The 25,068-nt window shown below is 33.3% G+C and carries 23 protein-coding genes; 17 read left to right on the top strand and 6 right to left on the bottom strand.

Translation table 11 applies throughout. The features are described from left to right. Positions 1-27 precede the first annotated feature (27 nt). The 7 genes from RMR09_RS08935 (at position 28) to RMR09_RS08905 (ending at position 7,778) form a co-directional block, all read left to right on the top strand. The gene (locus RMR09_RS08935; RefSeq protein ID WP_310595450.1) at positions 28-1,287 is read left to right on the top strand and encodes a sigma-54 dependent transcriptional regulator; all 1,260 of its coding nucleotides are present in this window, start codon (positions 28-30) and stop codon (positions 1,285-1,287) included. Between the two features lie 35 nt (positions 1,288-1,322). Then, entirely contained in the window at positions 1,323-1,826 is a 504-nt protein-coding gene (locus tag RMR09_RS08930; RefSeq protein ID WP_310595449.1) for an LptE family protein, read from the top strand. 74 nt (positions 1,827-1,900) lie between these two features. Then, complete coding sequence (locus tag RMR09_RS08925; RefSeq protein WP_310595448.1) at positions 1,901-2,743, top strand: tetratricopeptide repeat protein; 843 nt, start codon at positions 1,901-1,903, stop codon at positions 2,741-2,743. 2 nt (positions 2,744-2,745) lie between these two features. Then, on the top strand, positions 2,746-3,075 hold the full coding sequence (gene secG / locus RMR09_RS08920) for a preprotein translocase subunit SecG (protein ID WP_310595447.1): 330 nt from the start codon (positions 2,746-2,748) through the stop codon (positions 3,073-3,075). Between the two features lie 136 nt (positions 3,076-3,211). Then, positions 3,212-3,487 carry a co-chaperone GroES gene (gene groES / locus RMR09_RS08915; protein ID WP_310595446.1) on the top strand — a complete coding sequence of 92 codons (276 nt, stop codon included), beginning with the start codon at positions 3,212-3,214 and terminating at the stop codon, positions 3,485-3,487. A gap of 45 nt (positions 3,488-3,532) precedes the next feature. Further along, positions 3,533-5,158, top strand: coding sequence for a chaperonin GroEL (groL, locus tag RMR09_RS08910; protein ID WP_310595445.1), 1,626 nt, complete (start codon positions 3,533-3,535; stop codon positions 5,156-5,158). A 238-nt stretch (positions 5,159-5,396) separates the two neighbouring features. After that, complete coding sequence (locus tag RMR09_RS08905) at positions 5,397-7,778, top strand: hypothetical protein (RefSeq protein ID WP_310595444.1); 2,382 nt, start codon at positions 5,397-5,399, stop codon at positions 7,776-7,778. 71 nt (positions 7,779-7,849) lie between these two features. Here the strand turns inward: RMR09_RS08905 and RMR09_RS08900 are convergent, their stop codons facing one another. The 6 genes from RMR09_RS08900 to RMR09_RS08875 form a co-directional block, all read right to left on the bottom strand. After that, positions 7,850-8,518, bottom strand: coding sequence for a VTT domain-containing protein (locus RMR09_RS08900; protein ID WP_310595443.1), 669 nt, complete (start codon positions 8,516-8,518; stop codon positions 7,850-7,852). A gap of 98 nt (positions 8,519-8,616) precedes the next feature. After that, complete coding sequence (locus tag RMR09_RS08895) at positions 8,617-8,958, bottom strand: cation transporter (protein ID WP_310595442.1); 342 nt, start codon at positions 8,956-8,958, stop codon at positions 8,617-8,619. Between the two features lie 82 nt (positions 8,959-9,040). Continuing rightward, positions 9,041-11,050: a TonB-dependent receptor domain-containing protein gene (locus RMR09_RS08890; RefSeq protein WP_310595441.1), complete on the bottom strand. Its 2,010-nt coding sequence runs from the start codon at positions 11,048-11,050 to the stop codon at positions 9,041-9,043. Between the two features lie 72 nt (positions 11,051-11,122). After that, positions 11,123-11,527, bottom strand: coding sequence for an HYC_CC_PP family protein (locus RMR09_RS08885; RefSeq protein WP_310595440.1), 405 nt, complete (start codon positions 11,525-11,527; stop codon positions 11,123-11,125). 45 nt (positions 11,528-11,572) lie between these two features. Continuing rightward, positions 11,573-12,928, bottom strand: a complete 1,356-nt coding sequence (locus tag RMR09_RS08880; protein WP_310595439.1) for an MBL fold metallo-hydrolase — start codon at positions 12,926-12,928, stop codon at positions 11,573-11,575. Between the two features lie 24 nt (positions 12,929-12,952). Beyond that, complete coding sequence (locus tag RMR09_RS08875) at positions 12,953-13,783, bottom strand: ATP cone domain-containing protein (protein ID WP_310595438.1); 831 nt, start codon at positions 13,781-13,783, stop codon at positions 12,953-12,955. Between the two features lie 84 nt (positions 13,784-13,867). On the opposite strand from RMR09_RS08875, the gene RMR09_RS08870 reads away from it, so the two are divergent. From RMR09_RS08870 to RMR09_RS08825, 10 genes are all read left to right on the top strand, one after another. Next, positions 13,868-14,323: a GAF domain-containing protein gene (locus RMR09_RS08870; RefSeq protein WP_310595437.1), complete on the top strand. Its 456-nt coding sequence runs from the start codon at positions 13,868-13,870 to the stop codon at positions 14,321-14,323. Between the two features lie 20 nt (positions 14,324-14,343). Beyond that, entirely contained in the window at positions 14,344-15,303 is a 960-nt protein-coding gene (locus RMR09_RS08865; protein ID WP_310595436.1) for an energy transducer TonB, read from the top strand. Positions 15,304-15,456: 153 nt separating this feature from the next. After that, positions 15,457-16,314, top strand: coding sequence for an energy transducer TonB (locus tag RMR09_RS08860; protein WP_310595435.1), 858 nt, complete (start codon positions 15,457-15,459; stop codon positions 16,312-16,314). Between the two features lie 126 nt (positions 16,315-16,440). Continuing rightward, positions 16,441-16,710: a 30S ribosomal protein S15 gene (rpsO, locus tag RMR09_RS08855; RefSeq protein WP_229317385.1), complete on the top strand. Its 270-nt coding sequence runs from the start codon at positions 16,441-16,443 to the stop codon at positions 16,708-16,710. A gap of 143 nt (positions 16,711-16,853) precedes the next feature. Then, positions 16,854-18,989, top strand: coding sequence for a polyribonucleotide nucleotidyltransferase (locus tag RMR09_RS08850; RefSeq protein ID WP_310595434.1), 2,136 nt, complete (start codon positions 16,854-16,856; stop codon positions 18,987-18,989). 163 nt (positions 18,990-19,152) lie between these two features. Further along, complete coding sequence (locus tag RMR09_RS08845) at positions 19,153-20,016, top strand: RNA polymerase sigma factor RpoD/SigA (RefSeq protein ID WP_026707723.1); 864 nt, start codon at positions 19,153-19,155, stop codon at positions 20,014-20,016. Between the two features lie 143 nt (positions 20,017-20,159). Then, positions 20,160-20,822 (top strand): ribulose-phosphate 3-epimerase, encoded by a 663-nt coding sequence (gene rpe / locus RMR09_RS08840; protein WP_310595433.1) that lies wholly within the window; start codon positions 20,160-20,162, stop codon positions 20,820-20,822. Positions 20,823-21,014: 192 nt separating this feature from the next. Then, on the top strand, positions 21,015-22,490 hold the full coding sequence (pelF, locus tag RMR09_RS08835; protein ID WP_310595432.1) for a GT4 family glycosyltransferase PelF: 1,476 nt from the start codon (positions 21,015-21,017) through the stop codon (positions 22,488-22,490). A 20-nt stretch (positions 22,491-22,510) separates the two neighbouring features. Next, positions 22,511-24,145, top strand: coding sequence for a hypothetical protein (locus tag RMR09_RS08830; RefSeq protein ID WP_310595431.1), 1,635 nt, complete (start codon positions 22,511-22,513; stop codon positions 24,143-24,145). A 3-nt stretch (positions 24,146-24,148) separates the two neighbouring features. Then, the gene (locus RMR09_RS08825) at positions 24,149-24,931 is read left to right on the top strand and encodes an endo alpha-1,4 polygalactosaminidase (protein WP_310595430.1); all 783 of its coding nucleotides are present in this window, start codon (positions 24,149-24,151) and stop codon (positions 24,929-24,931) included. Positions 24,932-25,068 lie beyond the last annotated feature (137 nt).

Below are 25,068 nucleotides of genomic sequence, written 5' to 3'. Positions count from 1 at the left end.
GATTGCTTCGTGCCTCGCAATGACATTATGGAAACAGTTCAATCAATAAAACAACGATTTGAAATTATTGGGAATGACCCTAAATTAAATCGTGCCATAGAAAAAGCAATTCAGGTGGCTCCTACCGATATTTCGGTATTAGTAATTGGGGAAAGTGGGGTTGGAAAAGAAAGTATTCCAAAGATAATTCATTCTCTTTCACATCGAAAACACGGAAAATACATTGCTGTAAACTGTGGAGCGATTCCCGAAGGCACTATTGACAGTGAACTTTTTGGTCACGAAAAAGGAGCCTTTACTGGAGCGACAAGTACTCGTGAAGGGTATTTTGAAGTAGCCAATGGCGGAACCATTTTCTTAGATGAAGTAGGTGAACTGCCTTTAACTACACAGGTTCGTTTGCTTCGAGTTTTAGAAAATGGTGAATTCATCAAAGTAGGTTCGTCTCAAGTACAAAAAACAAATGTTAGAATTGTGGCTGCGACCAATGTAAATCTATTCAATGCTATCGAAAAAGGAAAGTTCAGAGAAGATTTATATTATCGTTTAAGCACGGTAGACATTAGTTTACCACCACTTCGCGAACGCAAGGATGATATTCATTTATTGTTTCGAAAATTTGCAGCAGATTTTGCACACAAATACAAAATGCCTCCATTGAAATTAGATGAAAATGCCATTCACTTATTACAAAAATTTAGATGGAGTGGAAACATTCGTCAGCTGCGAAATGTAGCTGAACAACTTTCTGTACTAGAAACCAATCGTGATATTACAGCATTTACACTACAATCTTATTTACCTACAGAAGGAACTAATTTACCCTCTGTTATCAGTGATAAAAAGAATGATAGTGATTTCAATACCGAAAGAGAAATTCTATACAAAGTACTTTTTGATATGAAAAGTGATTTACACGATTTGAAAAAGCTCACTTTAGAATTAATGAAAAACGGTAGTTCCAAAGTACAAGAAACCAATCAAAATCTAATCAAAAAAATTTATGGTTCTCAAGAAAATGATACTGCTATTGATTTTGAAGAAACACCTAGAACTGCCATCATCACAACTCCAACTAATGAAGAAGAGTATGATGAACCTGAAGACAATTACCTTTTTGCTGAAACCATAGAAGCCGAAGAAGAAATTCTTAAATTAGAGCAAAAGGAAATTGAAATGATCAAACGATCCTTAGAAAAAAACAAAGGTAAACGAAAAGCAGCCGCAGACGAACTAGGAATTTCGGAACGCACATTGTACCGAAAAATAAAACAATTTGACCTATAATAATTTTGAATATCTTTGGATTTTTAAATTGAAAAATGAAAAATAAATTATACCTATATATATTATTAATTGCGTTAACACTTTCTAGCTGTTCTGTATATAATTTTACAGGAACAGGAAAGATTGATGCTAAAACATTTCAAGTCAACTTTTTCCAAAATAATGCCCAGTTAATTGAACCCGGAATCGACAGAACTTTCACTTTAAAATTGCAAGATTTAATTCAGAATCAAACCAATCTAAACCTAGTAAAAAACGGGGGTGATTTAACGTATGAAGGTGAAATTGTAGACTATAGAATCAGTCCAATGACAGCTACTGCTGACCAACAAGCAGCACAAAACCGATTAAAAATAAGAGTTAACGTTCGTTTTACAAATAAGAAAACAGAAAAGGACAATTTTGAAAAAGGATTTGAATTCTATTACGATTATCCTGCAACCACACAACTTAATGGAAGCACCTTGAACAAGGCTGTAGACGAAATTTTTGTAAGAATAACACAAGATGTGTTCAATGAATCGTTAGCTAAATGGTAGATTAAAATGATAATTCGGTGATTCGAATTAACCACAAACAAATAACCAAATCCCCAAATAAACAAATAAACTTAATGAACGTAACGGACTATACTTTTTTAATTAACAAACCCGATGCTATTAATGAAAAGCAAACGGAATCTTTAAGTCATGTTTTGGAAGAGTTTCCTTATTTCCAAAGCGCACGAGCATTGCGTTTAAAAGGTTTGTACAATCAAAATAGTTTCAAATACAATTACGCTTTAAAAGTTACGGCAGCTCATACAACTGACAGAACAGTACTCTTTGATTTTATCACCTCTGATACATTTACAGCAATTCAAAAAGGATATTACGACAAGAAAGTATTGGAACTGCTTGATATTAATGTAATTGATAGCGAAGTTATCGATTCACAAGAAAAACAAGAAATCAAAGACACACTCGAAGCCTCTATACTTACATCTATAAAAGAAGCTAACGCAGAGGAAACAACAGAAATCAAAATTGCCGCAGAAAAATTAGAAATAGGCAAGCCTTTGGATTTTAAAACTAATGAGCAGCATTCATTCCAAGAGTGGCTAAAATTATCCAGAATTCAACCCATCGTAAGAGAGAAAGAAAGCGTTACTGCATCGGTTACTTTGAATGAAACTCAAAAGAAAAAATTGGAGTTAATTGATAAATTTATAGAGACCAATCCAAAAATTCCAGCGGTAAAACAAGGAACATCAACTAGTAGTGCATTTGACCTCAACAAAGAAGACCATTCAATGTTGATGACAGAAACACTTGCAAAAGTATATTTAGAGCAAAAAAAATATCAAAAGGCAATTCAAGCTTATGAAATATTAATTTTGAAATATCCAGAAAAAATTAGTTTCTTTGCAGACCGCATTTCGGATATAAAGATTTTACAACAAAATAACAATAATTAACAATGAGCACATTTTCAATTTTTTTAGTTTTAATTACAATAGTTTGCTTTCTATTGGTAGTAGTAATCATGGTTCAAAACCCTAAAGGAGGCGGTTTATCTTCTTCAATTGGTGGATCTCAAATGTTAGGTGGAGTACAAAAAACTACTGACTTTTTAGATAAAAGTACTTGGACATTAGCAACTATTTTGATTGCACTTATTTTACTTTCAAGCTTGAGCTTTACTGGTTCTTTAAGTGATACTGATTCTAAAATCATAGAAAAAACGGAAGCTCCTGCTGCTACAACGCCAGCAACACCTGCTACTCCGGTTGCTCCAGCTACTAAATAAGTAGTATTCAATATACAAAAATGCCAGCCTGTCAAAGCTGGCATTTTTTTTAGGAAAAAATGTCAGTCAAAATAGGATGGCACAATTTCTGAAATAGTAGAACCATTCATTTAAAATAATTTAAAAACATAAAATCATGGGATTAAACATTAAACCACTTTCAGACCGCGTTCTTATTGAACCAGTTGCAGCAGAAACAAAAACTGCTTCAGGAATTTTTATTCCAGATACTGCTAAAGAAAAACCTCAAAAAGGAACTGTTGTTGCCGTGGGTAACGGAACAAAAGATCATGCAATGACTGTAAAAGTTGGAGATACTGTTCTTTACGGAAAATATGCTGGTACCGAATTAAAATTAGAAGGTAAAGATTATTTAATCATGCGTGAAGACGATATTTTGGCAATTATCTAATTAACAATTAAGTAGTAAGACTAAAATTTAAAAAAATAAATTAAAATGGCAAAAGATATAAAATTTGATATTGAAGCACGTGACGGTTTAAAACGTGGTGTTGATGCATTAGCTAATGCAGTAAAAGTAACTTTAGGACCTAAAGGACGTAATGTTATTATTGGAAAAGCTTTTGGTGGACCTAACGTAACTAAAGACGGTGTAACCGTTGCTAAAGAAATCGAATTACAAGACCCATTAGAAAATATGGGAGCGCAAATGGTTAAAGAAGTTGCTTCTAAAACTAATGATTTAGCTGGAGATGGTACTACAACTGCAACCGTTTTGGCACAAGCTATCGTAAAAGAAGGTTTGAAAAACGTTGCTGCTGGAGCTAATCCAATGGATTTAAAAAGAGGAATTGACAAAGCAGTTGAAGCTATTGTTGAAGACTTAACCAAACAAGCTAAAGTAGTAGGAAGTGATTCTGAAAAAATCAAACAAATTGCTTCTATTTCAGCTAACAACGACGAAGTTATTGGTGAATTAATCGCAAATGCTTTTGGGAAAGTAGGTAAAGAAGGTGTAATTACCGTTGAAGAAGCTAAAGGAACAGACACATTTGTTGATGTGGTAGAAGGAATGCAATTTGACAGAGGATATCTTTCTCCTTACTTTGTAACAAATCCTGAAAAAATGGAGGCTGAATTAGACAGTCCTTACATTTTATTGTACGACAAAAAAGTGTCTTCATTAAAAGAATTGTTACCTGTTTTAGAACCGGTAGCACAATCAGGAAAACCATTATTAATTATTGCTGAAGATGTTGATGGTGAAGCTTTATCCACTTTGGTAGTGAATAAATTACGTGGTGCCCTAAAAATCGCTGCGGTTAAAGCCCCTGGTTTTGGAGACAGAAGAAAAGCCATGTTAGAAGATATCGCTATCTTGACTGGTGGAACTGTAATCTCTGAAGAAAGAGGATATACTTTGGAGAACACAACTATCGATATGTTAGGTACTGCAAAAAGAGTTAACATTGACAAAGACAACACTACTATTGTAAGTGGTGCTGGTGATGCAGATACCATCAAAAACCGTGTCAACCAAATCAAAGGTCAAATGGAAACTACTACATCTGACTATGATAAAGAAAAATTGCAAGAGCGTTTGGCTAAATTAGCTGGAGGTGTTGCGGTATTGTATGTTGGTGCAGCTTCAGAAGTAGAAATGAAAGAGAAAAAAGACCGTGTGGACGATGCACTTCACGCAACTCGCGCAGCGGTAGAAGAAGGAATTGTTGCTGGTGGAGGTGTTGCCTTGTTGAGAGCAAAAGCGGTTTTAACTAAAATTAAAGCGGACAATGCTGACGAAGCAACAGGAATCCAAATCGTATCTCGTGCTGTAGAAGCACCTTTAAGAACTATCGTTGAAAATGCTGGTTTAGAAGGTTCTGTAGTAGTAGCAAAAGTAGCTGAAGGAAAAGGTGATTTTGGTTACAATGCTAAAACAGACGAATATGTAGATATGTTAAAAGCAGGTATCATTGACCCTAAAAAAGTAACTCGTGTAGCTTTAGAAAACGCAGCTTCAGTTGCTGGAATGATCTTAACTACAGAATGTGCTTTGATTGACATTAAAGAAGAATCGGCACCAAGTCCAATGGGAGGCGGTATGCCAGGAATGATGTAATTCCATATACGAAGTACTATATAAGAAGTACGAAGTACTATGAAATAAAAAATCCGAAGTTTTCACTTCGGATTTTTTTGTCTATTAATTTTCCTATTACAAAAAGAATAGCAATTTGTTTATTTTAAGATGATTACCGAAAATTCAATTTTAGAATTATGATATGATAGAATTATGTTCATGTGTGATGGCACAAACATTGATAGAACTAATATCAACTAATCTTAATTCAATATTTATGAAAATCTACATTACCATTATCGCCTCCTTTTGCGTAGGATTTTTTCAAAATCTACATTCACAACCAACCTTTTCTACAACATCTAAAAATGAGATTGTTGGTAAATATTTGCAAAATTATTTTTACCTGGACAGAGAAATAATTCATGTTCAGTTTAATAAACAACTATTTATAAACAATGAAGATATTACGTTTAAAGGTTATGTATTCAATAAAAACAAGAAAGCCCTAGAAGAAAATACTTTTAACATTCAATTAATCATTTACGACAATCAGAAGCAAATTATTGAAAAACAACTTATTTTATGTGAAAACGGAATTTTTACAGGAGGAATTCATCTTAACGATAAATTCAAGTCAGGAAAATACAATTTTCAGTTTTTTACGAACTGGATGAATAATTTCATTGAAAATGATTCATTTGTACAAACCATAGAAATCATAGATAGGGATAAACCTTTTTATCTCAAATCAAACGAAATAAATTGGAAGACAGCGCAAGTAACATTTTTTCCCGAATGTGGTAAAATTATAGATAACGTCTTTGCTACGGTTGTAGTCAAAATTGAAGATTGTAACCATAAAGGGATTGAACTTAATGATATTCATCTATTAGATTCTAAATCGACCATAATTTCAAGTTTTTCTACAAATGAAATGGGGAATGGATTATTTTACTTTCTCCCTAATAAAAACGAAAAATACACATTAAGCATTGATAGCAAAGAATTAAAACTAGTTGAGCCTTTGCCTCAAATTCAGGATAGCGGAATACTTATAACATACAATAATAATTTAAACAATGACAGAGTTGCTGTTGCAATAAAAACAAATAAAAAAGGGCTTGATATTTATCAGAATAAAAAATTGATTTTACTAGTTCAACAAGATGGAAATTGTATTCAAAATGAAATAAATTTTAATAAAGACAACACAGAAACTGAATTTATTTTCGATAAAAAATATTTATCTACAGGAGTAAATAGTATTCGACTAATCGATGAAAATTTAGATGAAATATCCGAAAGATTAATTTTTAATTACCCGAAAAATTTTAACATTACTAGTTTAAAGACGAAATTTACTACTAAGGATACCATTAAAATTAAAGCTGAAACGAATTTTAATAATGCTAATTTGAGCATAAGCATTCTTACTGAAAAAAATCAATGTATAAAAAATACCAATTCTATTTTAGGTACCTTCTACTTAAATACCTACTTGGAAAATCCAGTTATTAATAATTACAGTTACTTTGACCCAGCCAATTTGAATAGAAAGAAAGAAATGGAAATACTGATGTTAAGCCAATTGCATAGCAAGTATATTTGGAAAAACATCGTATCAAATCCTCCTCAAACTACTCATCTTGTAAAAAAAGGAGTAACGTTTAGTGGCAAAATAGACAAATCTATAAAACTCGGTTCTAAATTTAAAATTTCCCTCGTTTCATTAAAAGACAACATTTTAGATGAAACAGAAGTAGATCAGAACAACGAGTTTAAATTTGAAAATGTCATTGCTAAAGATTCAACTCTTTATCTATTTCAAATGGTTGACGATAAAAATTTAGTTATACCAACTAAAATTCAAGGTCAAATTTCAGACAATGAAATAGTATTAAATTATCCTTTACAGCCAATACAGAAGGATTGTCCGATTGAAAAAAATGAAATCAATCGTTTTTATTTTAATAAATCTAATAACAAAGAGGGTTCGGTAAATTTAAATAATGTAATAATCAAACAATATAAAAAAGAAAAATTTACTTATAGTCATGAAATGAGTCTCACAGCTACTGCTTATAAAATAAGTGATAAACAACACAATGGTTTTCTTGACTTCTTAAATACTCATGGTTATCTAACAGGAATTAATCTAATGGATAATACGGTATACATTAAAAGTTATCGATCTTTAAGAGATAATATTTATCCAAGTATATATATTGATAATTTCTTGATTTCAGATTTTAATGAGTTGTATAACCTAAATTTACATGATATTGATGAAATATACATTGATAAATCAGGAATGTCAGATAAAACTATAGGTAATAATGAAACAATTAAAATATTTTTAAAAAAAGAACGAACTATAAAAAATCACATTGATAATAAATACAGTCCTTTTACTGTTAGTAATGGATTATCAAATGATTTCAATTTCAACAATATAAAACACAGAGATCAAAAAGAATTTAATTTATTTGGATGTCTATTTTGGATGTCTAATCTAAATATACGTGAAGAAAAGAAATTTGAAATTCAATTCCCAGTAGTAGGCAATCAAAAAGAAATTCAGGTACTCATTGAAGGCATAGGTATTGATGGTCAATTAATTTCGGAAATGAGAATTATTCCTATTTCAAATCAGTAAAGTGAATAACATATACTATGCACAAAAAATCCGAAGTTTTCACTTCGGATTTTTTTATGAGTAATACTATATTACGAACGCTTTTTTAATAATTTTAATACGACTGGAAAAGTAGATATCAAAATTATTCCGATTACAATCTTTTCTATATGTTGCTTTAAATCAATGCCGTAATCTAAGAAAACGCCATATAAATAATGTCCTGAAAACACCAAAATAAAAGCCCATAAAAAAGAACTCAAGGTGTTAAAAAACATAAATTTCTTTTTATCCATAGAAACGATTCCAGCAACAATAGGCGCAAAAGTTCTAAAAATGGGTAAAAAACGGGCATAAATAATTGCTTTCCCTCCATACTTTTCAAAGAAGTCTTTGGACTGTAAAAGGTATTTTTTCTTGAACCAAAAAGTATCTTCTTTTTTAAACAAATAATACCCACTTTTAGCTCCAAACCAATACCCAACTGTATTTCCAATAATTCCTGAAAAAGCAACTAATAAAGCTAGTAATGTAACATTGACAAAATCATTTTCAATTACTACTATGTTTCCTACCAAATCGCCGCTGTATATTCCTGATAGAAAAAGCAAACTATCTCCAGGCAGAAAGAAGCCTGCAAAAAGTCCAGTTTCAGCAAAAATGATAAATAATACAATAAACAAACCAACTTGAACACCACCTAGGGATAAGGTAATGTAAAACTCTGGGTTCAACAATTGAGTCCAATCAAAATTATTCATGCGTTGGTATATAAGTTAGTATCTTGGGTGTGAAAGTAAGAATAATTTAGCTTAACCACAATTTAAACCTTGTTTTTAGAATTATATTAACGCCATAATCACTTTCTGTCATACAAACAACAATGATGTAAACTTTCATACACTTCATCTTTTGCTCGTACCTCATCAGTATCGTGTCCTACTTTAGCAATGGCTTTTTTTACATCCAAAAGGGTACATTTTTCTTCGTTTAAAATCACACTCAACTGATGTGTTTCAATATTCCAAACGGCTGATTTTACTCCTTCAACTGAAAAAGCGGCTTTCTGAATTCGTTTTTGACATTGTTCACAATTTCCATTTACTTCCGTTACGTATTTGGCATTTTTATTCTTTTTCACTTGTGCTTGAACAGAAAGTCCAACAAACACTAAAAGCACTAGTACAATTATTTTTTTCATGATTTCTATATTTAATTATTGATATTTAATTTGATTTTTGACATTGATTTTTGACATTGATTTTTGACATTGATATTGCATCCTATTTAATCTTAAATCGTAAACCCGCATAATACATCTGTCCAAAAATTGGCGCATAGACTATTGACGAATCAAAATTGGTTCCAAAAGGATTTTCAGTTCCTAAAATAGCTTTAGGCTGTGTATAATTTCCCATATTTTCTCCACCAACATACACTTCAAACATTGACGAAAACACTCGGGTGATTTGGGCATTAATCAACGAATACGCGGGAGAAAACTGAGGCAATCTTTCAGCATTGGGATTCGATTGCGTGTTCGGTAGTTGTTGCTCTCCAATCCAATTGTACGTAAAATCAAATTTCCAATGCTTTGGGTTAGCAAACGATGTCGTTTCGTATTCTAAATTCCCAAAGAATCGGTTTTTAGCTTGCAACGCTTTTTGGAAAGTTCCCGAAAGATAATCCGTTTGCACATCATACATTTTGTAAGCCGAACGCAATCGAAGATTTTTGGTCATTTCGTAATTGAATTCGATTTGAAAACTATTGGCAAACGAATTCCCTTTTAAATTATACAACAGCACTTGTTGCGGACTCTGCATCAAATCCACCACCACTTGATTTTGAAAATCAGTTCGATACCAATCAAGAGTAACATCGGCACTTTTTCCAAAAAGTAAAAATGATTGCGTGAAACTTGCTCCATAATTCCAAGCAATTTCAGGATTCAATCCATACGTTTTCCCATGGATATCCAAAATAGAAAAAGCTCTTGAACTCGCAAAAAGCGATTGGTTTTCGGCAAAAATATTAGCCGTTCGCTTGCCTCTTCCTGCCGAAAATCGGAAAACAGCTTTTGCCCAAGGATTGTATCTCAAATGCAAACGAGGCGTTACAAATGTTCCCAACCGATTATGATTATCGATTCTTCCACCCAGAATTAAGCTGAAATTATCGCTATTATCGTAAGTATATTCAAAAAAGGCTCCAAGAGAATTATCTGTTCTGCTCCAATCTTGGGTTGTAACCAACTCTTGATAATTATCCAACGTAAAGTTCAAACCAGTAGCAAACTTATGCATGGTATTATTGATAATCGAATTAAAAATTAGGTTTGAATAATAACTGTTTTGCTTGATATTGTATTGGCTTAGACCAAAATACGATTGCTGATTATGGGTTGTAAATGCATTTTGAAAACCAATGCTTTGGTAAGGCATATCTTTAAAAACATAGCCTAGTTTAGTTGAAACGTCCAAACGTTCCGTATTGATTTCAGAACCCCAAGCATTTGTTGACCCTCTGTCTGTGTTAGGATTGAAATTCATTTGACCCATTTGCTTTTTATCATTCATGTACCTGAAATTGATAAAACTCACCCAACCCTTATCGGCATCGTAATATTGATATCGATTCAAAATATTGATTTGTTTTGCCAAAGGATTATCCATAAAACCATCGCCATTTTTATCCATTTTCGCTGTTCGGGTATTCCCGTGCAAGAACAAACTACTACTCCATTTGTCCGATAGATGGGTATTAAAATGCGTATTCAATTCAAACCTTGAATCTGTTGAACCATAAGCATTCAAAAAAAACGGAATGTCGTTGATGGGTTTTATCAATTCGGTATTGATTTGCCCCGAAATACTTTCGTAACCGTTCACCACACTCCCCGCTCCTTTAGTGATTTGAATACTTTCTACCCAAGTTCCAGGCGTAAAAGACAAACCATATGCTTGAGAAGCACCTCTAACAGAAGGAATATTTTCTTCAGTAATTAGTAAATAGGGACTGGTCAAACCTAACATTTTAATTTGTTTGGTTCCTGTTAACGCGTCCGAGAAATTCACATCAATAGACGGATTGGTCTCAAAACTTTCTGCCAAATTACAACAGGCAGCTTTGAGCAATTCTTTACTGGTAACCAAGGTAGTATTCCCAGTAACTGTAAACGACTTTTGAAGTCCTTTACGCTTTTTGACAATTTTTACTTCTTCCAACTTTTGCTGTGCAAAAACAGGAGCGGCAATTAAAAAAAGTACAAAAAGCAAGATTGATTTTTGCATATAAAAAGATTTTAATGTTTGTAGAATAAACTTCAAGCCACAAAAAGACTCGACTTTTAAAAACATCAAAAATCAGGCGTAGAAAATATATTGGTGGTACAACTTAAAGAGCGGCGGCGCATTGGCATCACAATAATAAGTCGAAATTGATTGGTGTATAAAAGTAGCTTGTGCAGTAACTATCCCCTCTTTATTTTGAGGAACTAGACAAGCTATATAGGGCGTAAAAGAAAATGCCTTAAGAGTAGCATCATCTGATTTTTTCTGAAAATGAACCGTTTTGTTTTTGCAACAAGAGTCCTCCGTAATCGGTTTTTTAGTGCAACAACTTTTTTCGGAATTAATTTTATGTGCTAGAGTTTGAACAGATACAGAAGCCATTTTCCCTCCACAAAAATGCACATTAAACGCCAAACCGACATTGGAAACCAATATCAGCAACGCCAAAAATAATCCGATGCATTTTTTAAAATTCATACTGCAAATTTACATCATTATCAGACGCTCAGGATTAAAATCCTGTTAAAGTTCCATTTGTTGTCCCATTAAAGCAACCGAACAATCATACCCATATTTTTCTTGAATCTTAATTCGAAGTTCATCTGCTGGTTCATTCTCTCCGTGAACTATGATTATTTTTTTAGGTTTGTTTTCCAAATCCGAAAGCCAATTCAATAAATCATTTTGATCTCCGTGAGCTGACAGACCCTTGATTTCTAAAATGGTCGCCAAGACAGGATGGTATTTTCCGTGAATTTTGATTTCCTTAACACCTTCCAATAATTTTCTACCACGAGTCCCCTCGGCTTGATAGCCCACAATAATCACAGTAGTTTCTGGCATACTAATATAATATTCTAAATAGCTCAAAACTCGACCCCCTGTAACCATACCGCTAGCAGCAATAACTACTTTTGGTTGCTGGTCAAAAATCACCGAAGTACTTTCTTGATAATCAGAAACTAAAAGAAACATTTTGTTCATTGCCTCTAAATCCTCCAAAGATAATTTATGCCACTTTTTGTTATTAGAAAAAATATCCAAAGCGTTAATTCCCATTGGGGTATCAATAATATAAGGAATATTAGGAATCCTTTCTTCTTCCTTGAGTTGCCAAAGCAAATACATTAAAGTTTGTGCTCTTTCGACTGCAAAACTTGGAATGATTAAAGTTCCCCCTCTATCCACCGCATTATTTACATAGGTTTCTAATTCCAATTTAGCATCTGAAGTGGGATGAATCCTATTGCCATAAGTGCTTTCTAAGAAAATATAATCCGCTTTTTTAGGTTTAATTGGGGGAAACATTAAAATATCATCATCACGACCAATATCTCCAGAAAAAACCAAAGTCTGATTTTTGATTTGCAAAGCAATACTGCAGGCTCCTAAAATATGTCCCGCATTAGTAAATACCGCACTAATTTCGGCATCCAAAGGAACTTGTTCCTCAACGGCAGCAATTCTAAAAAGCGGAAAAACGGCTTTCGCTTGATCTACGGTATACAATGGTTCAGCCACTTCGTGTTTAGAAAACTTTTTTTCATTGGCTAAACGCGCCTCTTCTTCTTGGATTTTTGCCGAATCTAAAAGAATCAACTTTGTGATTTCTTTTGTGGGGCCGCTACAATAAATTTTTCCCTTAAACCCCTGAGCTACCAATCTAGGTAACCAGCCACAATGATCCAAATGACCATGTGTCAACAATACATAATCAATGCTCGAAGGCAAAATAGGTAATGGTTCCCAATTGAGCTCTCGCAAGGCTTTGAGACCTTGAAACAAACCACAATCTACTAGAATACGAATTCCATTACTCTCTATCAATGTTTTTGAACCCGTAACTGTTCCTGCTCCTCCTATAAATGTTACTTTCATCGTTTTACGTTTTTAAACTGAATTTTATATATACCTACATAATTCTGTTGCTTCTTTCAAAACATTTTTAATTCGGTTTGGACTAATGCCTATTTTTTCCAAACAATCCGAATTATTTATAATTTCTTTCACCAAAATCACATCCAAAATCAGCAATTTATCTTTCTCAGCAAGAGACAAAGTGGTCAAGCAAGTTACCGGATACAAGGCATTACTATCATTTTTCGTTTTCAAATTATTATTTTTGGGATAATCCCAGCTCAATAGATTCAAACCAGAACAATTGGCAAATGTCATAGCATCAAGAGTAAACCGATTATTGGTCACAATCCAACATTTAGTAATGTGTTCTCTGTCATCAAAAACAGGATGAGTTCTTTCTTTCAAATCGTTGAATCGCGATAGAATATACATAGGAACTTTTACATCTGACGCGGCATCTCTGCCCTGGTGAAATTTACATTCTACCATAGCAATTGAATTGTTTTTTTTCAACAGCACATCAATTTCGTGCGTAACACATTTACCTTGCAACGTAAGATTAGTTAAGGTTTCAAAATGTTCTGAAGCAAATAAACGTGCCACATATTTTTCGAAGAAGAAACCCGCAGGACCTAATAATCGTATAGATTCTCTTAGATTGTATCGTGCAGCGTGGGCGTTAGCCGTTTTCTTTAGCAAACCGAAAGCCAGTTTGTAAATTTGCTTGGTTGTCATTCCTTGAAAAAGCTCTTTTTTAATCTCTTTCAAAATAGACTCAACTACCTGATGCTCGGCACCCGATTTTAAAAGTGACGCTCGAAGTTTTTCAGGATCAAAATCGACTATATCGCCTGAATGTTTCACAATTTTCATAGCTACTTACTTTATATCTCCTTTAAAGGTACGAAATAAATAGCATATCTATTTATTTAATACTTTTGTATTAAAATCAAAGTCATGACATTTCAAGAATTACAACCGAAAGTTTCAGCAATCATTTCAGATAACCATGCTTCAAGAGATGAAAAGCTTCAAAGCATTTGTCAATTACTTAATGAAAATGTAGCTCATTACAATTGGGTTGGTTTTTATTTTGCCAATCACGAAGAAAGAACTCTACATTTAGGACCTTATGTTGGTGCCCCCACAGATCACACTATAATTCCATTTGGAAAAGGCATTTGCGGACAAGTAGCCGAATCCAATGCAAACTTTGTTGTGCCAGACGTAGCAGCTCAAGACAATTATATTGCATGTAGTTTCACTGTAAAATCCGAAATTGTGGTGCCTTTATTTGTTAACGGAATCAATATTGGACAAATTGATATTGACAGTCATGTATTAGACCCTTTTACTACCGAAGACGAACACTTTTTAGAGTTAGTAAATAGTGAAGTAGCCAAATTGTATTAACCCAAAAAAACACAGCCCCCATGAAAAAACAAATCGCCACCCTATTCTTATTTTTTATTTCATTTTTAGGACACAGTCAGTTTAGTTCAAACGATCAAGTATTCTATCTAGACTCTTTAAAGCAACTCACTACGTCTGAAAACTATAAATATATTCGTGTTGTAAAGGATTATTCATTAGTAAAAGAACTTTATGACGCTCTTATTTATTACAAATCAGGAAAAATAGAAATGAGGTCAACTGTAGTAAAAGACAATAATAACTTAAAATTTGAAGGTCCTCGTGTCTTTTATTTTGAAAACGGCAATAGAAGAAAAATAGTAAACTATTCCGACAATAAATTGATTGGCAAGCAATTTGAATGGTTTGAAAACGGAAATATCAAGTCGGAAACAGAAATTGTTATAGACAAAAAAAAGAAAACCGAAACAACTCGTATTTTACAATTTTGGGATGAAAATAATATCCAAAAAGTAATTAATGGCGAAGGTGAATTTGAAGAACGAGAAGATGAAAATAAAGCAATAATAAAAGGAAAAGTTAAAAATTACCTCAAAGAAGAGAGATGGGAGGGTTATTCACAAAAACTTAAAATAAGTTTTAATGATAATTATTTAAACGGAAAATTAATTTCAGGCGTGAGCAAAGATTCACTAGGTGTTGAGCACCACTATACCCAAATCTTAACAAAACCTATCCCCAAAAGAGGAATGGATAATTTTTACACTTATATTAGTAAACGCTTGCAAATTCCTTTCCCTGCCCAAGGTAAAATAGGCGGGAAAATATACTTAACTTTCAAAATAGCTGCAGATGGAAAAATTGAAAATGTAAAATCAATTTACAAAGATGAGTTTGGAATAAGTGACAACGCCATCCAATTAATATATAGTTACAAAGAATGGCTCCCAGGAAATTACAGAGGAGTTCCAATTAAAACTTCATTTTCTCTACCTATTACTTTAAAACCTATCCGCTAACTATTTATTTTGATCTAAAATCAATTTATTTTGAAAATTTTGTCTACTAACTCCAAATTACGCCCCATGAGAAAATAAATCATTACTTTATTTTTATTATTTATTTCATTTTTAGGGTATAGTCAAATTAGCCCTAATGATGATGCAGTTTATTTGGATTCTCTAGGTAATTTAGGGAATGAAAAGAATTTTAAACACATTCGAATTGTAAAAGATTTTACTAAAGAAAAAGAGTTCTACGACGTAGCATTCTACTACAGATCAGGAAAAATCGAAAGAAGAGGAATTACAACAAATAAATTTTTGATGAATTATGAAGGTTCTTGCGTATATTTTTTTGAAAATGGAAAAAAGAAAAAGACTGAAAATTATTCTGGAAATCAAATTTTAGGAAAACAATTTGAATGGTATGAAAACGGCAATATAAAACTGGAATCCGAGGTTATTATTGATGCAAAAACAAAAAAATCTATAACAAAAATCATTCATTATTGGAATTCAAATAATGAACAAAAAGTTATTAATGGCGAAGGTGAATATGAGGAAATAATTTTATTCCCAAAAGATTCAATAACTATCAAAGGCCAAATAAAAAATTATGTGAAAAATGGTATCTGGGATACCAAATACACAATCAACAAGCAAACTACAAAAGAGACTTATGAAAACGGAATATTCATCTCCGGAATAACAATCGATGAGAACGGAAAAAAATATCCATACAATACTCCAACCGAAAAACCACAGCCTAGAAACGGAATGGAAGATTTCTATAATTTTATTAGTACAAATTACAAAATACCAGACGTTGCAGGTTTAAGTGGAGTAATATATTTAACTTTTGTTATTGAAAAAGACGGAAAAATAACCGATATTAAAGTACTTAAAGACATCGGTTTCGGTACAGGAGTCGAAGCAATAAGAGTACTATCTAAATATGGATATTGGTTTCCAGGAAAACAGAGAGGTGTCCCAGTCCGAGTCATGTATTCTTTACCTATAACAATCTAAACAAATCGTAAACCATTTTAAACTAAAATCAATTTATTTTGAAACTTTCAATATTTTATATTACTTTTGCAGCCGTTATATAATAGCTATATAACATACATAAAAATCATTTAAAACAATATTGGAATGTATTTAACTAAAGAAATTAAAGAAGAAATCTTCGCTAAACACGGAGGAAAAGCAGAAAACACTGGATCTGCAGAAGGTCAAATCGCTTTATTCACACACAGAATTAGCCATTTAACTGAGCACTTGAAAAAAAATCGTCACGATTATAACACAGAGCGTTCACTAGTATTATTAGTAGGTAAAAGAAGAGCTTTGTTAGATTACTTGAAGAAAAAAGAAATCAACAGATATCGTGAGATTATCAAAGTATTGGGTATTAGAAAATAATCAATATAAAAAAGAGGTGCGAAAGTGCCTCTTTTTATTTTTACATAACAACAAAAAAAGTTTGGTTTTTCATTGGGATTTTTAACAACAACTACACACAACAACACAACTAATTCCAAAGTTCTAATCAATATTAAAAATTTATGATTCCACAATTATTTGTAGAAAGTATCGATTTAGGTGATGGCAGAAACATCACAATCGAGACAGGTCGTTTAGCCAAACAAGCTGATGGATCTGTAGTAGTAAGAATTGGAAAAACTGTAATTTTAGGTACAGTTGTTTCCGCAAGAAAAGCAAGCCCAGGTATTGACTTTTTACCATTAACGGTAGATTACCGTGAAAAATTTGCAGCAGCAGGTCGTTTCCCTGGAGGTTTCTTCAAAAGAGAAGCACGTCCAAGTGATAGCGAAGTATTGACAATGCGTTTAGTGGATCGTGTATTACGTCCTCTTTTCCCATCAGATTACCATGCTGAAGTACAAGTAATGATTCAGTTAATGTCTCATGACGAAGACGTAATGCCAGATGCTTTAGCAGGATTAGCTGCTTCAGCTGCATTAGCGTTGTCTGACATTCCTTTTGAAACCTTGATTTCTGAGGCTAGAGTTGGAAGAATTGATGGTAAATTCATCATCAACCCATCTCGCGCACAATTAGAATTATCAGATATTGATATGATGATTGGAGCTTCTGTAGATTCTATCGCAATGGTAGAAGGAGAAATGAAAGAAATTTCAGAAAAAGAAATGGTAGAAGCCATTAAATTTGCTCACGAACATATTAAAGTTCAAATTGCTGCTCAAGAAAGATTGGCGCAAGCATTTGGAAAAAAAGAAGTTCGTACTTACGAAACTGAAAAATCTGACGAAGCTATTTACGCTAAAGTAAAATCAGCGGCTTATGATAAAATTTATGCTATTGCTAGCAAAGGTTCAGCTAAACACGAACGTTCAGCTGCATTTGATGCTGTAAAAGAAGAAGTAAAAGCATTATTTACTGAAGAAGAATTAACTGAAAACGGAGATTTAGTTTCTAAATACTTTTACAAAGTCAATAAAGAAGCCGTTCGTAATGTTACTTTAGATTTAGGAACTCGTTTGGACGGTAGAAAAACTACTGAAATTCGTCCTATTTGGAGTGAAGTAAATTACTTACCATCGGTTCACGGATCAGCATTGTTTACACGTGGAGAAACTCAAGCCTTGGCAACAGCTACTTTAGGAACTTCTAGAGAAGCAAACCAAATTGATTCACCATCAGAACAAGGAGAAGAAAAATTCTATTTACACTATAATTTCCCGCCATTTTCTACAGGAGAAGCCCGTCCATTAAGAGGAACTTCAAGAAGAGAAGTAGGTCACGGAAACTTGGCACAACGTGCGTTGAAAAACATGATTCCTGCTGATTGTCCTTACACTATTCGTGTAGTTTCTGAAGTTTTAGAATCAAATGGTTCTTCTTCAATGGCAACCGTTTGTGCTGGAACATTATCGTTAATGGATGCAGGTATCCAAATGATTCGTCCAGTTTCTGGAATTGCCATGGGATTGATTACTGACGGAGAACGTTTTGCCGTTTTATCTGATATCTTAGGTGACGAAGATCATTTAGGAGATATGGATTTCAAGGTGACTGGAACTTCTGAAGGAATTACAGCTTGTCAAATGGACATCAAAATTGACGGATTGAAATACGAAATCATGGAACAAGCCTTGGCTCAAGCTCGTGATGGACGTTTACACATCTTAGGTAAAATTTTGGAAACGCTTGACAAACCTAATAATGACGTTAAAGTTCATGCGCCAAAAATCATCATGCGTACTATTCCTGGCAACTTCATTGGTGCTTTGATTGGACCTGGTGGAAAAGTAATTCAAGAATTGCAAAAAGCTACAGGAACTACTATCGTTATTAACGAAGTAGACGAACAAGGTGTAGTAGAAATCTTAGGAACTGATCCTGATGGAATTGCAGCGGTATTAGCTAAAATTGATTCGATCATTTTCAAACCAGAAGTGGGAGAAGCTTACGAAGTGAAAGTTATTAAAATGCTAGATTTTGGTGCGGTGGTAGAATATACTGCTGCTCCAGGAAACGAAGTTTTATTACACGTATCTGAATTGGCTTGGGAACGTACTGAAAATGTTTCTGATGTAGTGAATATGGGCGATGTATTCCAAGTGAAATACCTTGGTCTAGACCCTAAAACTAGAAAAGAAAAAGTATCAAGAAAAGCACTTTTACCAAGACCTCCACGTGAGGAGAAAAAAGAGTAATCCAATCTTAGTTTACTAAAGGTTTATTGATAGCAAAAATCCCGTTCCGAAATATTGGAACGGGATTTTTCGTTTTTATGAAAATAATTCAAAAGTTTTGTAACTTTTTATCTACTCGCTACGTATAACCTTTGTACACTTAAAAAATTGAGGAGACAAAGACATGAGACAACTTAAAATTACCAAGCAGGTTACCAATCGTGAAACCGCTTCATTAGACAAATACCTACAAGAAATTGGAAAAGTTGACCTTATTACTGCTGACGAAGAAGTAGAATTAGCTCAGAAGATCAAAGCCGGAGACCAACGTGCTTTGGAAAAATTGACAAAAGCCAATTTACGTTTTGTTGTTTCGGTGGCTAAACAATACCAAAATCAAGGATTAACACTTCCCGATTTGATTAATGAAGGAAATTTAGGTTTGATCAAAGCAGCACAACGTTTTGACGAAACTCGTGGTTTCAAATTCATTTCGTATGCTGTTTGGTGGATTCGTCAATCTATTTTGCAAGCTTTGGCGGAACAATCTCGTATCGTTCGTTTGCCTTTAAATAAAATTGGCTCTATCAATAAAATCAATAAAATGTATGCTTTATTGGAGCAATCTAATGAGCGTCCACCTTCTGCAGAGGAAATTGCAAAAGAATTGGACATGACCGTAAATGACGTGAAAGAGTCTATGAAAAACTCGGGTCGTCACTTATCTATGGATGCGCCTTTAGTTGAAGGAGAAGATTCTAACTTGTATGACGTTTTACGTTCAGGAGAGTCTCCAAATCCAGACCGCGAATTGATTCACGAATCATTGCGTACTGAAATCGAACGTTCATTAGAAACCTTGACACCAAGAGAAGCAGACGTAGTTCGTTTGTACTTTGGCTTAGGCGATCAACACCCAATGACTTTAGAAGAAATTGGAGAAACTTTTGATTTAACTCGTGAGCGTGTGCGTCAAATTAAAGAAAAAGCGATTCGCAGATTGAAACATACTTCAAGAAGTAAAATATTAAAAACATATTTAGGTTAATCCTACCAAAACTCCGGCTTTATTCCGGAGTTTTTTTTAACTAATTTCAAAATTCGTTTTTCGAAATTCATTGTTCAACATTGCTTAACTTTGAATAGTCAACATGGAATTTTGAATGTTGAACAAAAACAATACAATTACACATGAAAAATACTTTAATAGCCCCATCTGTTTTAGCAGCTGATTTTGCCAACTTACAACGCGACATTGAAATGATCAATGCTAGTGAAGCCGATTGGTTTCATATTGATATTATGGATGGTGTTTTTGTTCCGAATATTTCGTTTGGAATGCCTGTTTTAGAAGCAATTTCAAAACATGCTAAAAAAACCATTGACGTACATTTAATGATTGTAGATCCCGATCGTTACATCAAAACCTTTGCTGATTTAGGCGCCAATGTATTAACCGTTCACTACGAAGCGTGTACACACTTGCACAGAACGCTTCAAGCTATTAAAGCGGCAGGAATGAAAGCAGGAGTTGCATTGAACCCACACACGAATGTTACTTTATTAGAAGATGTAATTAACGATATTGATTTGGTTTGTATAATGAGTGTGAATCCAGGTTTTGGAGGACAATCGTTTATTGAAAATACGTATAATAAAGTGCGCCAACTAAAAGCGTTGATTACTAAAAAAGGAGCTGCCACTCAAATTGAAATTGACGGCGGTGTAACCAATAAAAATGCCAAACAGCTAGCCGAAGCTGGCGCTGATGTTCTGGTGGCAGGAAGCTTTGTTTTCAAAGCAGCAGACCCTATTGCTACCGTAGCTGATTTAAAAAAAATAACTACTTTATAAATTTCAAAAAGCAAGACAAAACCTCTAGTAATCTAGAGGTTTTTTTTATTTCAAAAACAATTAAATCGCTATAAAAACAGGCAATTCCACAAAGCCTTTTTTATGATTTTTTTTGCAGAATATTTATTTAACTTTGTTCATTCGGTATGTAATCATTTATTTGTAAATTGGATGATTACTATTTTGTGTTAAATGAAGAAAAAGCCCAACGTATTATTAATTTTAGAAGGAACTTACCCCTATAACGGAGGTGGTGTTTCTACTTGGGCGCACATCCTTTGCAATGAAATTAAAAATGCTAATTTCACCCTTTATTCCATCAATGCTTCCTACGAAGAAAAATCAAAATATACCTTAAGCGATAATGTAAAACGTGTAGTTCAAGTTCCGCAATGGGCGCCACTAGAACCTAAAGAACTTATTGATTACGGAAAAAAATATTACAAGCTCGTTTTTAAAAAAAATTATAATGACGAAGCTATTATTGACGAAGAATTCATTCCGCTTTTTACTTCATTTTTAAAAAATATTAAATCTCCAAACTCTGATACAGCCGAATTAGATACTATCATCTTTAAAATGTGGCAGTTTTTTCAGCAGCACGATTATAAAAAAACCATGCAGCGCCAGAAAGTTTGGCAAACTTTTTACGACATTTCTAAAGACGATTTAATCGAAGATAACGACACCGAAACCACTTTATTAGACATCACGGAAGGGCTACGTTGGATATACCGATTTTTAATACCTATCACGATTAAAGTTCCTAAATGCGAAATTTCGCATATTACATTAGCGGGGTTTCCTATTTTACCTGCCTTAGTTTTAAAATACAAATACGGCACTCCCATTATTGTTACTGAACATGGTGTTTTTATTAGAGAACGACTTTTAGCCATTAACTCGGCAGAGTACTCCTTTTTTCTAAAAAAATTATTGATTCAGTTTTCAGAAGCCATCACTAAATTGGTGTATTACAAAGCCGATTTAATTTTGTCTGTAAACAAATTCAATATGACTTGGGAAAAATTGTATGGAGCAGAAAGTTCTAAAATCAAGGTGATTTACAATGGTATTGACCACGAATTATTTTCTCCAAAACCCAAACCTGAGCATCTGAAAAATACGCCAACTGTGGTAGCGGCCGCCCGAGTTTTTCATTTGAAAGATATCATCACAATGATTCGTTCTTGCGAAGTCGTCCGAAGAAAAATTCCAAATGTAAAATACATTGTTTACGGCGATGACAATGCCGTACCTGAATATACTGAAGAATGTAACACACTAATCCAAGAATTAAATTTACAAGATAATTTCATTTTTGGAGGAATAACCAATAGCCCAAACCTCTTGTATTGTGAAGGTGACATTTCAATTCTAACGTCTATTTCAGAAGGGTTCCCTTATACCGTAATTGAATCGATGTCTTGCGGCGTACCTGTTGTAGCAACCGATGTTGGAGGAGTTGCAGAGGCTTTGGATGAAAGTTGCGGATTCATTTGTAAACCACGAGATTTTGAGGAAATAGGTAACCGAGTAATCGAACTATTGGAAAATGACGAATTACGAAAACAAAAAGGGGTCAATGCGAGACAAAAAGTAATTGACTATTTCACCATCGGAACATTTATTTCTGAATATGAAAAAGCCTACGAGAGCGTCTTGTAAATAAAGTACCATACGAAAAATTGAAGAAAAATTTGGAAATCCAAAAGCAACATATAGAGAACATCAAAGAATTAACCGCCAATATCAAAGATAAAATTGGCGTACCTGTTAATACAATGGTGGTAGCTACTGCCATTGAGTCAATGGGAATTCGAGATAAAGATACTCTTACCGATTTTGGACAAGCCTCAATTATTGTTTTAGCGGAACTTATTTTTAACGAATTACGAACCGCAGCTGAACATCGTGGAGCTAAAAATGCTAAAGAGAAAATGGTTGCTGAGCTCCACCAAAAAGAACTGGAGAATACCAATCATTTCCAAACCAACTTGATTCTTTTATTGAAGTCATTTGTATTAGGAATAACCAACTTATTCCCTGTTTTATTGCAATTTATGATGATTATCTTCTTCGGATATTCGCTCTGGACTTCTGTTGATTTTAATACTTTACAATCCACGGCAGTAGTGCTTGGAGTGATAGTAGGAATGATTATTTCTGGCGGATTTGTTCAGGTCATAGGACGTCAAGCCTCTTTTTATTGGAGTTATAGCGACTTTGAAATGACTAAAAAAACCATTAATTATATCCTTAAAAAAGGAACTTGGGCCATTTTAATTGGACTTTCGTTGCTGTTTATTCTGAATATGTTTTTGAGTTTTTATCCAAATAAAGTTTTAATAATCACTTTTGTTTATGCTTTCTTAATTGGATTGTTAATCTTGTATTTGGCTCCTCTTTACCCTATAAAACAACGTTGGTTCATTTCTGTCGCTGTTTTTATTGGAACTACAATTTCGATTGTTTTGGCTAAGAAAACCAATTTAATGATTTATTTCACCCATTGGATTGGGTTGATTACTGTAATTGGATTGTCGAAATTATTTCAGCATCTTTTTTTCAAACGAATCCTACACAAAACCGTAAAAATAGCTCAAAATAAAATTAATACTCCTGTGCTACTTTATCACAATTATAAGTATTTCTTTTACGGATTATTCATCTATCTATTTGTTTTTATTGATCGTATATTGGCTTGGTCATCTGAGTTGGATGGTCTCATGCCTTTTGTAATCTATTTCAAAAAAGACTACGAGCTAGGAATGGACATTGCTATTGTTTCCTTCTTATTTATGGGAGGTGTTTTAGAATATAGTGTAAAAGTATTTACGCATTTTCTAGACTTACAACAACGTTTAACAAAGTACAATGAAGTAAAACATTTCAATGGTTATTTCACAATGATGTATTGGAGAAACGTACTTATCCTTTTAGTGAGTAGTACAGTCCTCTTTATTATTACTTATTTTTTAATTACATCACCTTGGGGATATGAATCTAGATTTCATATAAAACTATTAGACTTGAGTTATACTGTGGCGAGTTTTGGCTGTATTGGCTACCTATTTTTAGCGTGGGGAATGATGAATTCTTTATACCTTTTCACTTTAGGAAGACCTACTGAACCACTAAAAGCCATCATTATAGCCACCGTTGTAAATATTATAACCGGCTTTGTGTTTAGTCGTTTTGTGGGTTATGAATATAGCGTCATCGGGATGGTAATGGGAAGTTTAGTATTTATGGTATTGACATTAAAAGAGAACGTTTCATTTTTTAAAAATTTGGATTACAACTATTATTCCGCATATTAATAAATGACCAACACTACCATTGATACTCAAAAACAGGAATCTGTATTTATTTGCTACGGCAAATTAAATCCCAATAGTGTAATGGGTTATCAATACGTTATAGTAGAAGCAGGCTTTTACAATTCCATTCAGGTTCAGGAATTTAAGGATAATAATGAAGCTGTGTTTGCTTATTTAAGTTTAGGAGAGGTCAATACTTATTCTAAAATATATGAACGTCTAAAAATGACCTTTGTCGGAAAAAATGACAATTGGGATAGTTTTTTACTAAATTTAGATCTCGAAAAAACTAAAACTGTTTTATCAGAGACCATCGACGAATTTATAAAATTAGGTTACAATGGCATTTTTTTTGATAATTTGGATAACTTTGGAATTCACGGCAAACAAACTGCTCAGAAAAATTCACTGATCGCATTTATAAAAAATATGAAATCAAAATATCCAAATCATTTATTTATCCAAAACGCTGGGTTGGAATTTATTGATTTGACCTACCCCTTAATTGACGCTGTTCTTGTTGAATCAGTTGCCAGTTGTTTTGATTTTGAGAACAAAACGTATCATTTGCGTTCAGAAGAAGACTTCGATTTCCGTTTGAATCAAATAAACACTATTCGAAATCAATATAAAACGCCTGTGTTAGTTGTCGAATATGCCAATTCACAAACCCGTTATGATAGTATTGCAGAACGATTACTTCCTACAGCAATCCCTTTTTTTGTAGGAGCTATTGATTTGCAAACCCAACCTAATTTTAACCTAATACCATCTTATGCTTTTTAGAACATCGATAGTATATGGTTTTATCAGACTTTGTTTATTAGTCTTTTTTATTTTTTTTATAAATAAAAAGGTATTCTCACGCTTTAAAACACAGAACTTAGTAGACTTTATTGTAACCAAATGGTTTAAATACGGCA

This window comes from Flavobacterium sp. (assembly GCF_031537875.1).
Classification (GTDB): domain Bacteria; phylum Bacteroidota; class Bacteroidia; order Flavobacteriales; family Flavobacteriaceae; genus Flavobacterium.
This window is presented reverse-complemented; position numbering and strand designations above follow the sequence as displayed.

Coding starts and splice junctions, on each gene's coding strand:
- RMR09_RS08850 (WP_310595434.1), top strand. CDS start 16,854: ATGATTCCACAATTATTTGTAGAAAGTATCGATTTAGGTGATGGCAGA.
- RMR09_RS08895 (WP_310595442.1), bottom strand. CDS start 8,958: ATGAAAAAAATAATTGTACTAGTGCTTTTAGTGTTTGTTGGACTTTCT.
- RMR09_RS08905 (WP_310595444.1), top strand. CDS start 5,397: ATGAAAATCTACATTACCATTATCGCCTCCTTTTGCGTAGGATTTTTT.
- RMR09_RS08935 (WP_310595450.1), top strand. CDS start 28: ATGGAAACAGTTCAATCAATAAAACAACGATTTGAAATTATTGGGAAT.
- RMR09_RS08870 (WP_310595437.1), top strand. CDS start 13,868: ATGACATTTCAAGAATTACAACCGAAAGTTTCAGCAATCATTTCAGAT.
- RMR09_RS08885 (WP_310595440.1), bottom strand. CDS start 11,527: ATGAATTTTAAAAAATGCATCGGATTATTTTTGGCGTTGCTGATATTG.
- secG (WP_310595447.1), top strand. CDS start 2,746: ATGAGCACATTTTCAATTTTTTTAGTTTTAATTACAATAGTTTGCTTT.
- groES (WP_310595446.1), top strand. CDS start 3,212: ATGGGATTAAACATTAAACCACTTTCAGACCGCGTTCTTATTGAACCA.
- RMR09_RS08825 (WP_310595430.1), top strand. CDS start 24,149: ATGACCAACACTACCATTGATACTCAAAAACAGGAATCTGTATTTATT.
- rpe (WP_310595433.1), top strand. CDS start 20,160: ATGAAAAATACTTTAATAGCCCCATCTGTTTTAGCAGCTGATTTTGCC.
- RMR09_RS08925 (WP_310595448.1), top strand. CDS start 1,901: ATGAACGTAACGGACTATACTTTTTTAATTAACAAACCCGATGCTATT.
- RMR09_RS08900 (WP_310595443.1), bottom strand. CDS start 8,518: ATGAATAATTTTGATTGGACTCAATTGTTGAACCCAGAGTTTTACATT.
- RMR09_RS08845 (WP_026707723.1), top strand. CDS start 19,153: ATGAGACAACTTAAAATTACCAAGCAGGTTACCAATCGTGAAACCGCT.
- pelF (WP_310595432.1), top strand. CDS start 21,015: ATGAAGAAAAAGCCCAACGTATTATTAATTTTAGAAGGAACTTACCCC.
- groL (WP_310595445.1), top strand. CDS start 3,533: ATGGCAAAAGATATAAAATTTGATATTGAAGCACGTGACGGTTTAAAA.
- RMR09_RS08865 (WP_310595436.1), top strand. CDS start 14,344: ATGAAAAAACAAATCGCCACCCTATTCTTATTTTTTATTTCATTTTTA.
- rpsO (WP_229317385.1), top strand. CDS start 16,441: ATGTATTTAACTAAAGAAATTAAAGAAGAAATCTTCGCTAAACACGGA.
- RMR09_RS08890 (WP_310595441.1), bottom strand. CDS start 11,050: ATGCAAAAATCAATCTTGCTTTTTGTACTTTTTTTAATTGCCGCTCCT.
- RMR09_RS08880 (WP_310595439.1), bottom strand. CDS start 12,928: ATGAAAGTAACATTTATAGGAGGAGCAGGAACAGTTACGGGTTCAAAA.
- RMR09_RS08930 (WP_310595449.1), top strand. CDS start 1,323: ATGAAAAATAAATTATACCTATATATATTATTAATTGCGTTAACACTT.
- RMR09_RS08875 (WP_310595438.1), bottom strand. CDS start 13,783: ATGAAAATTGTGAAACATTCAGGCGATATAGTCGATTTTGATCCTGAA.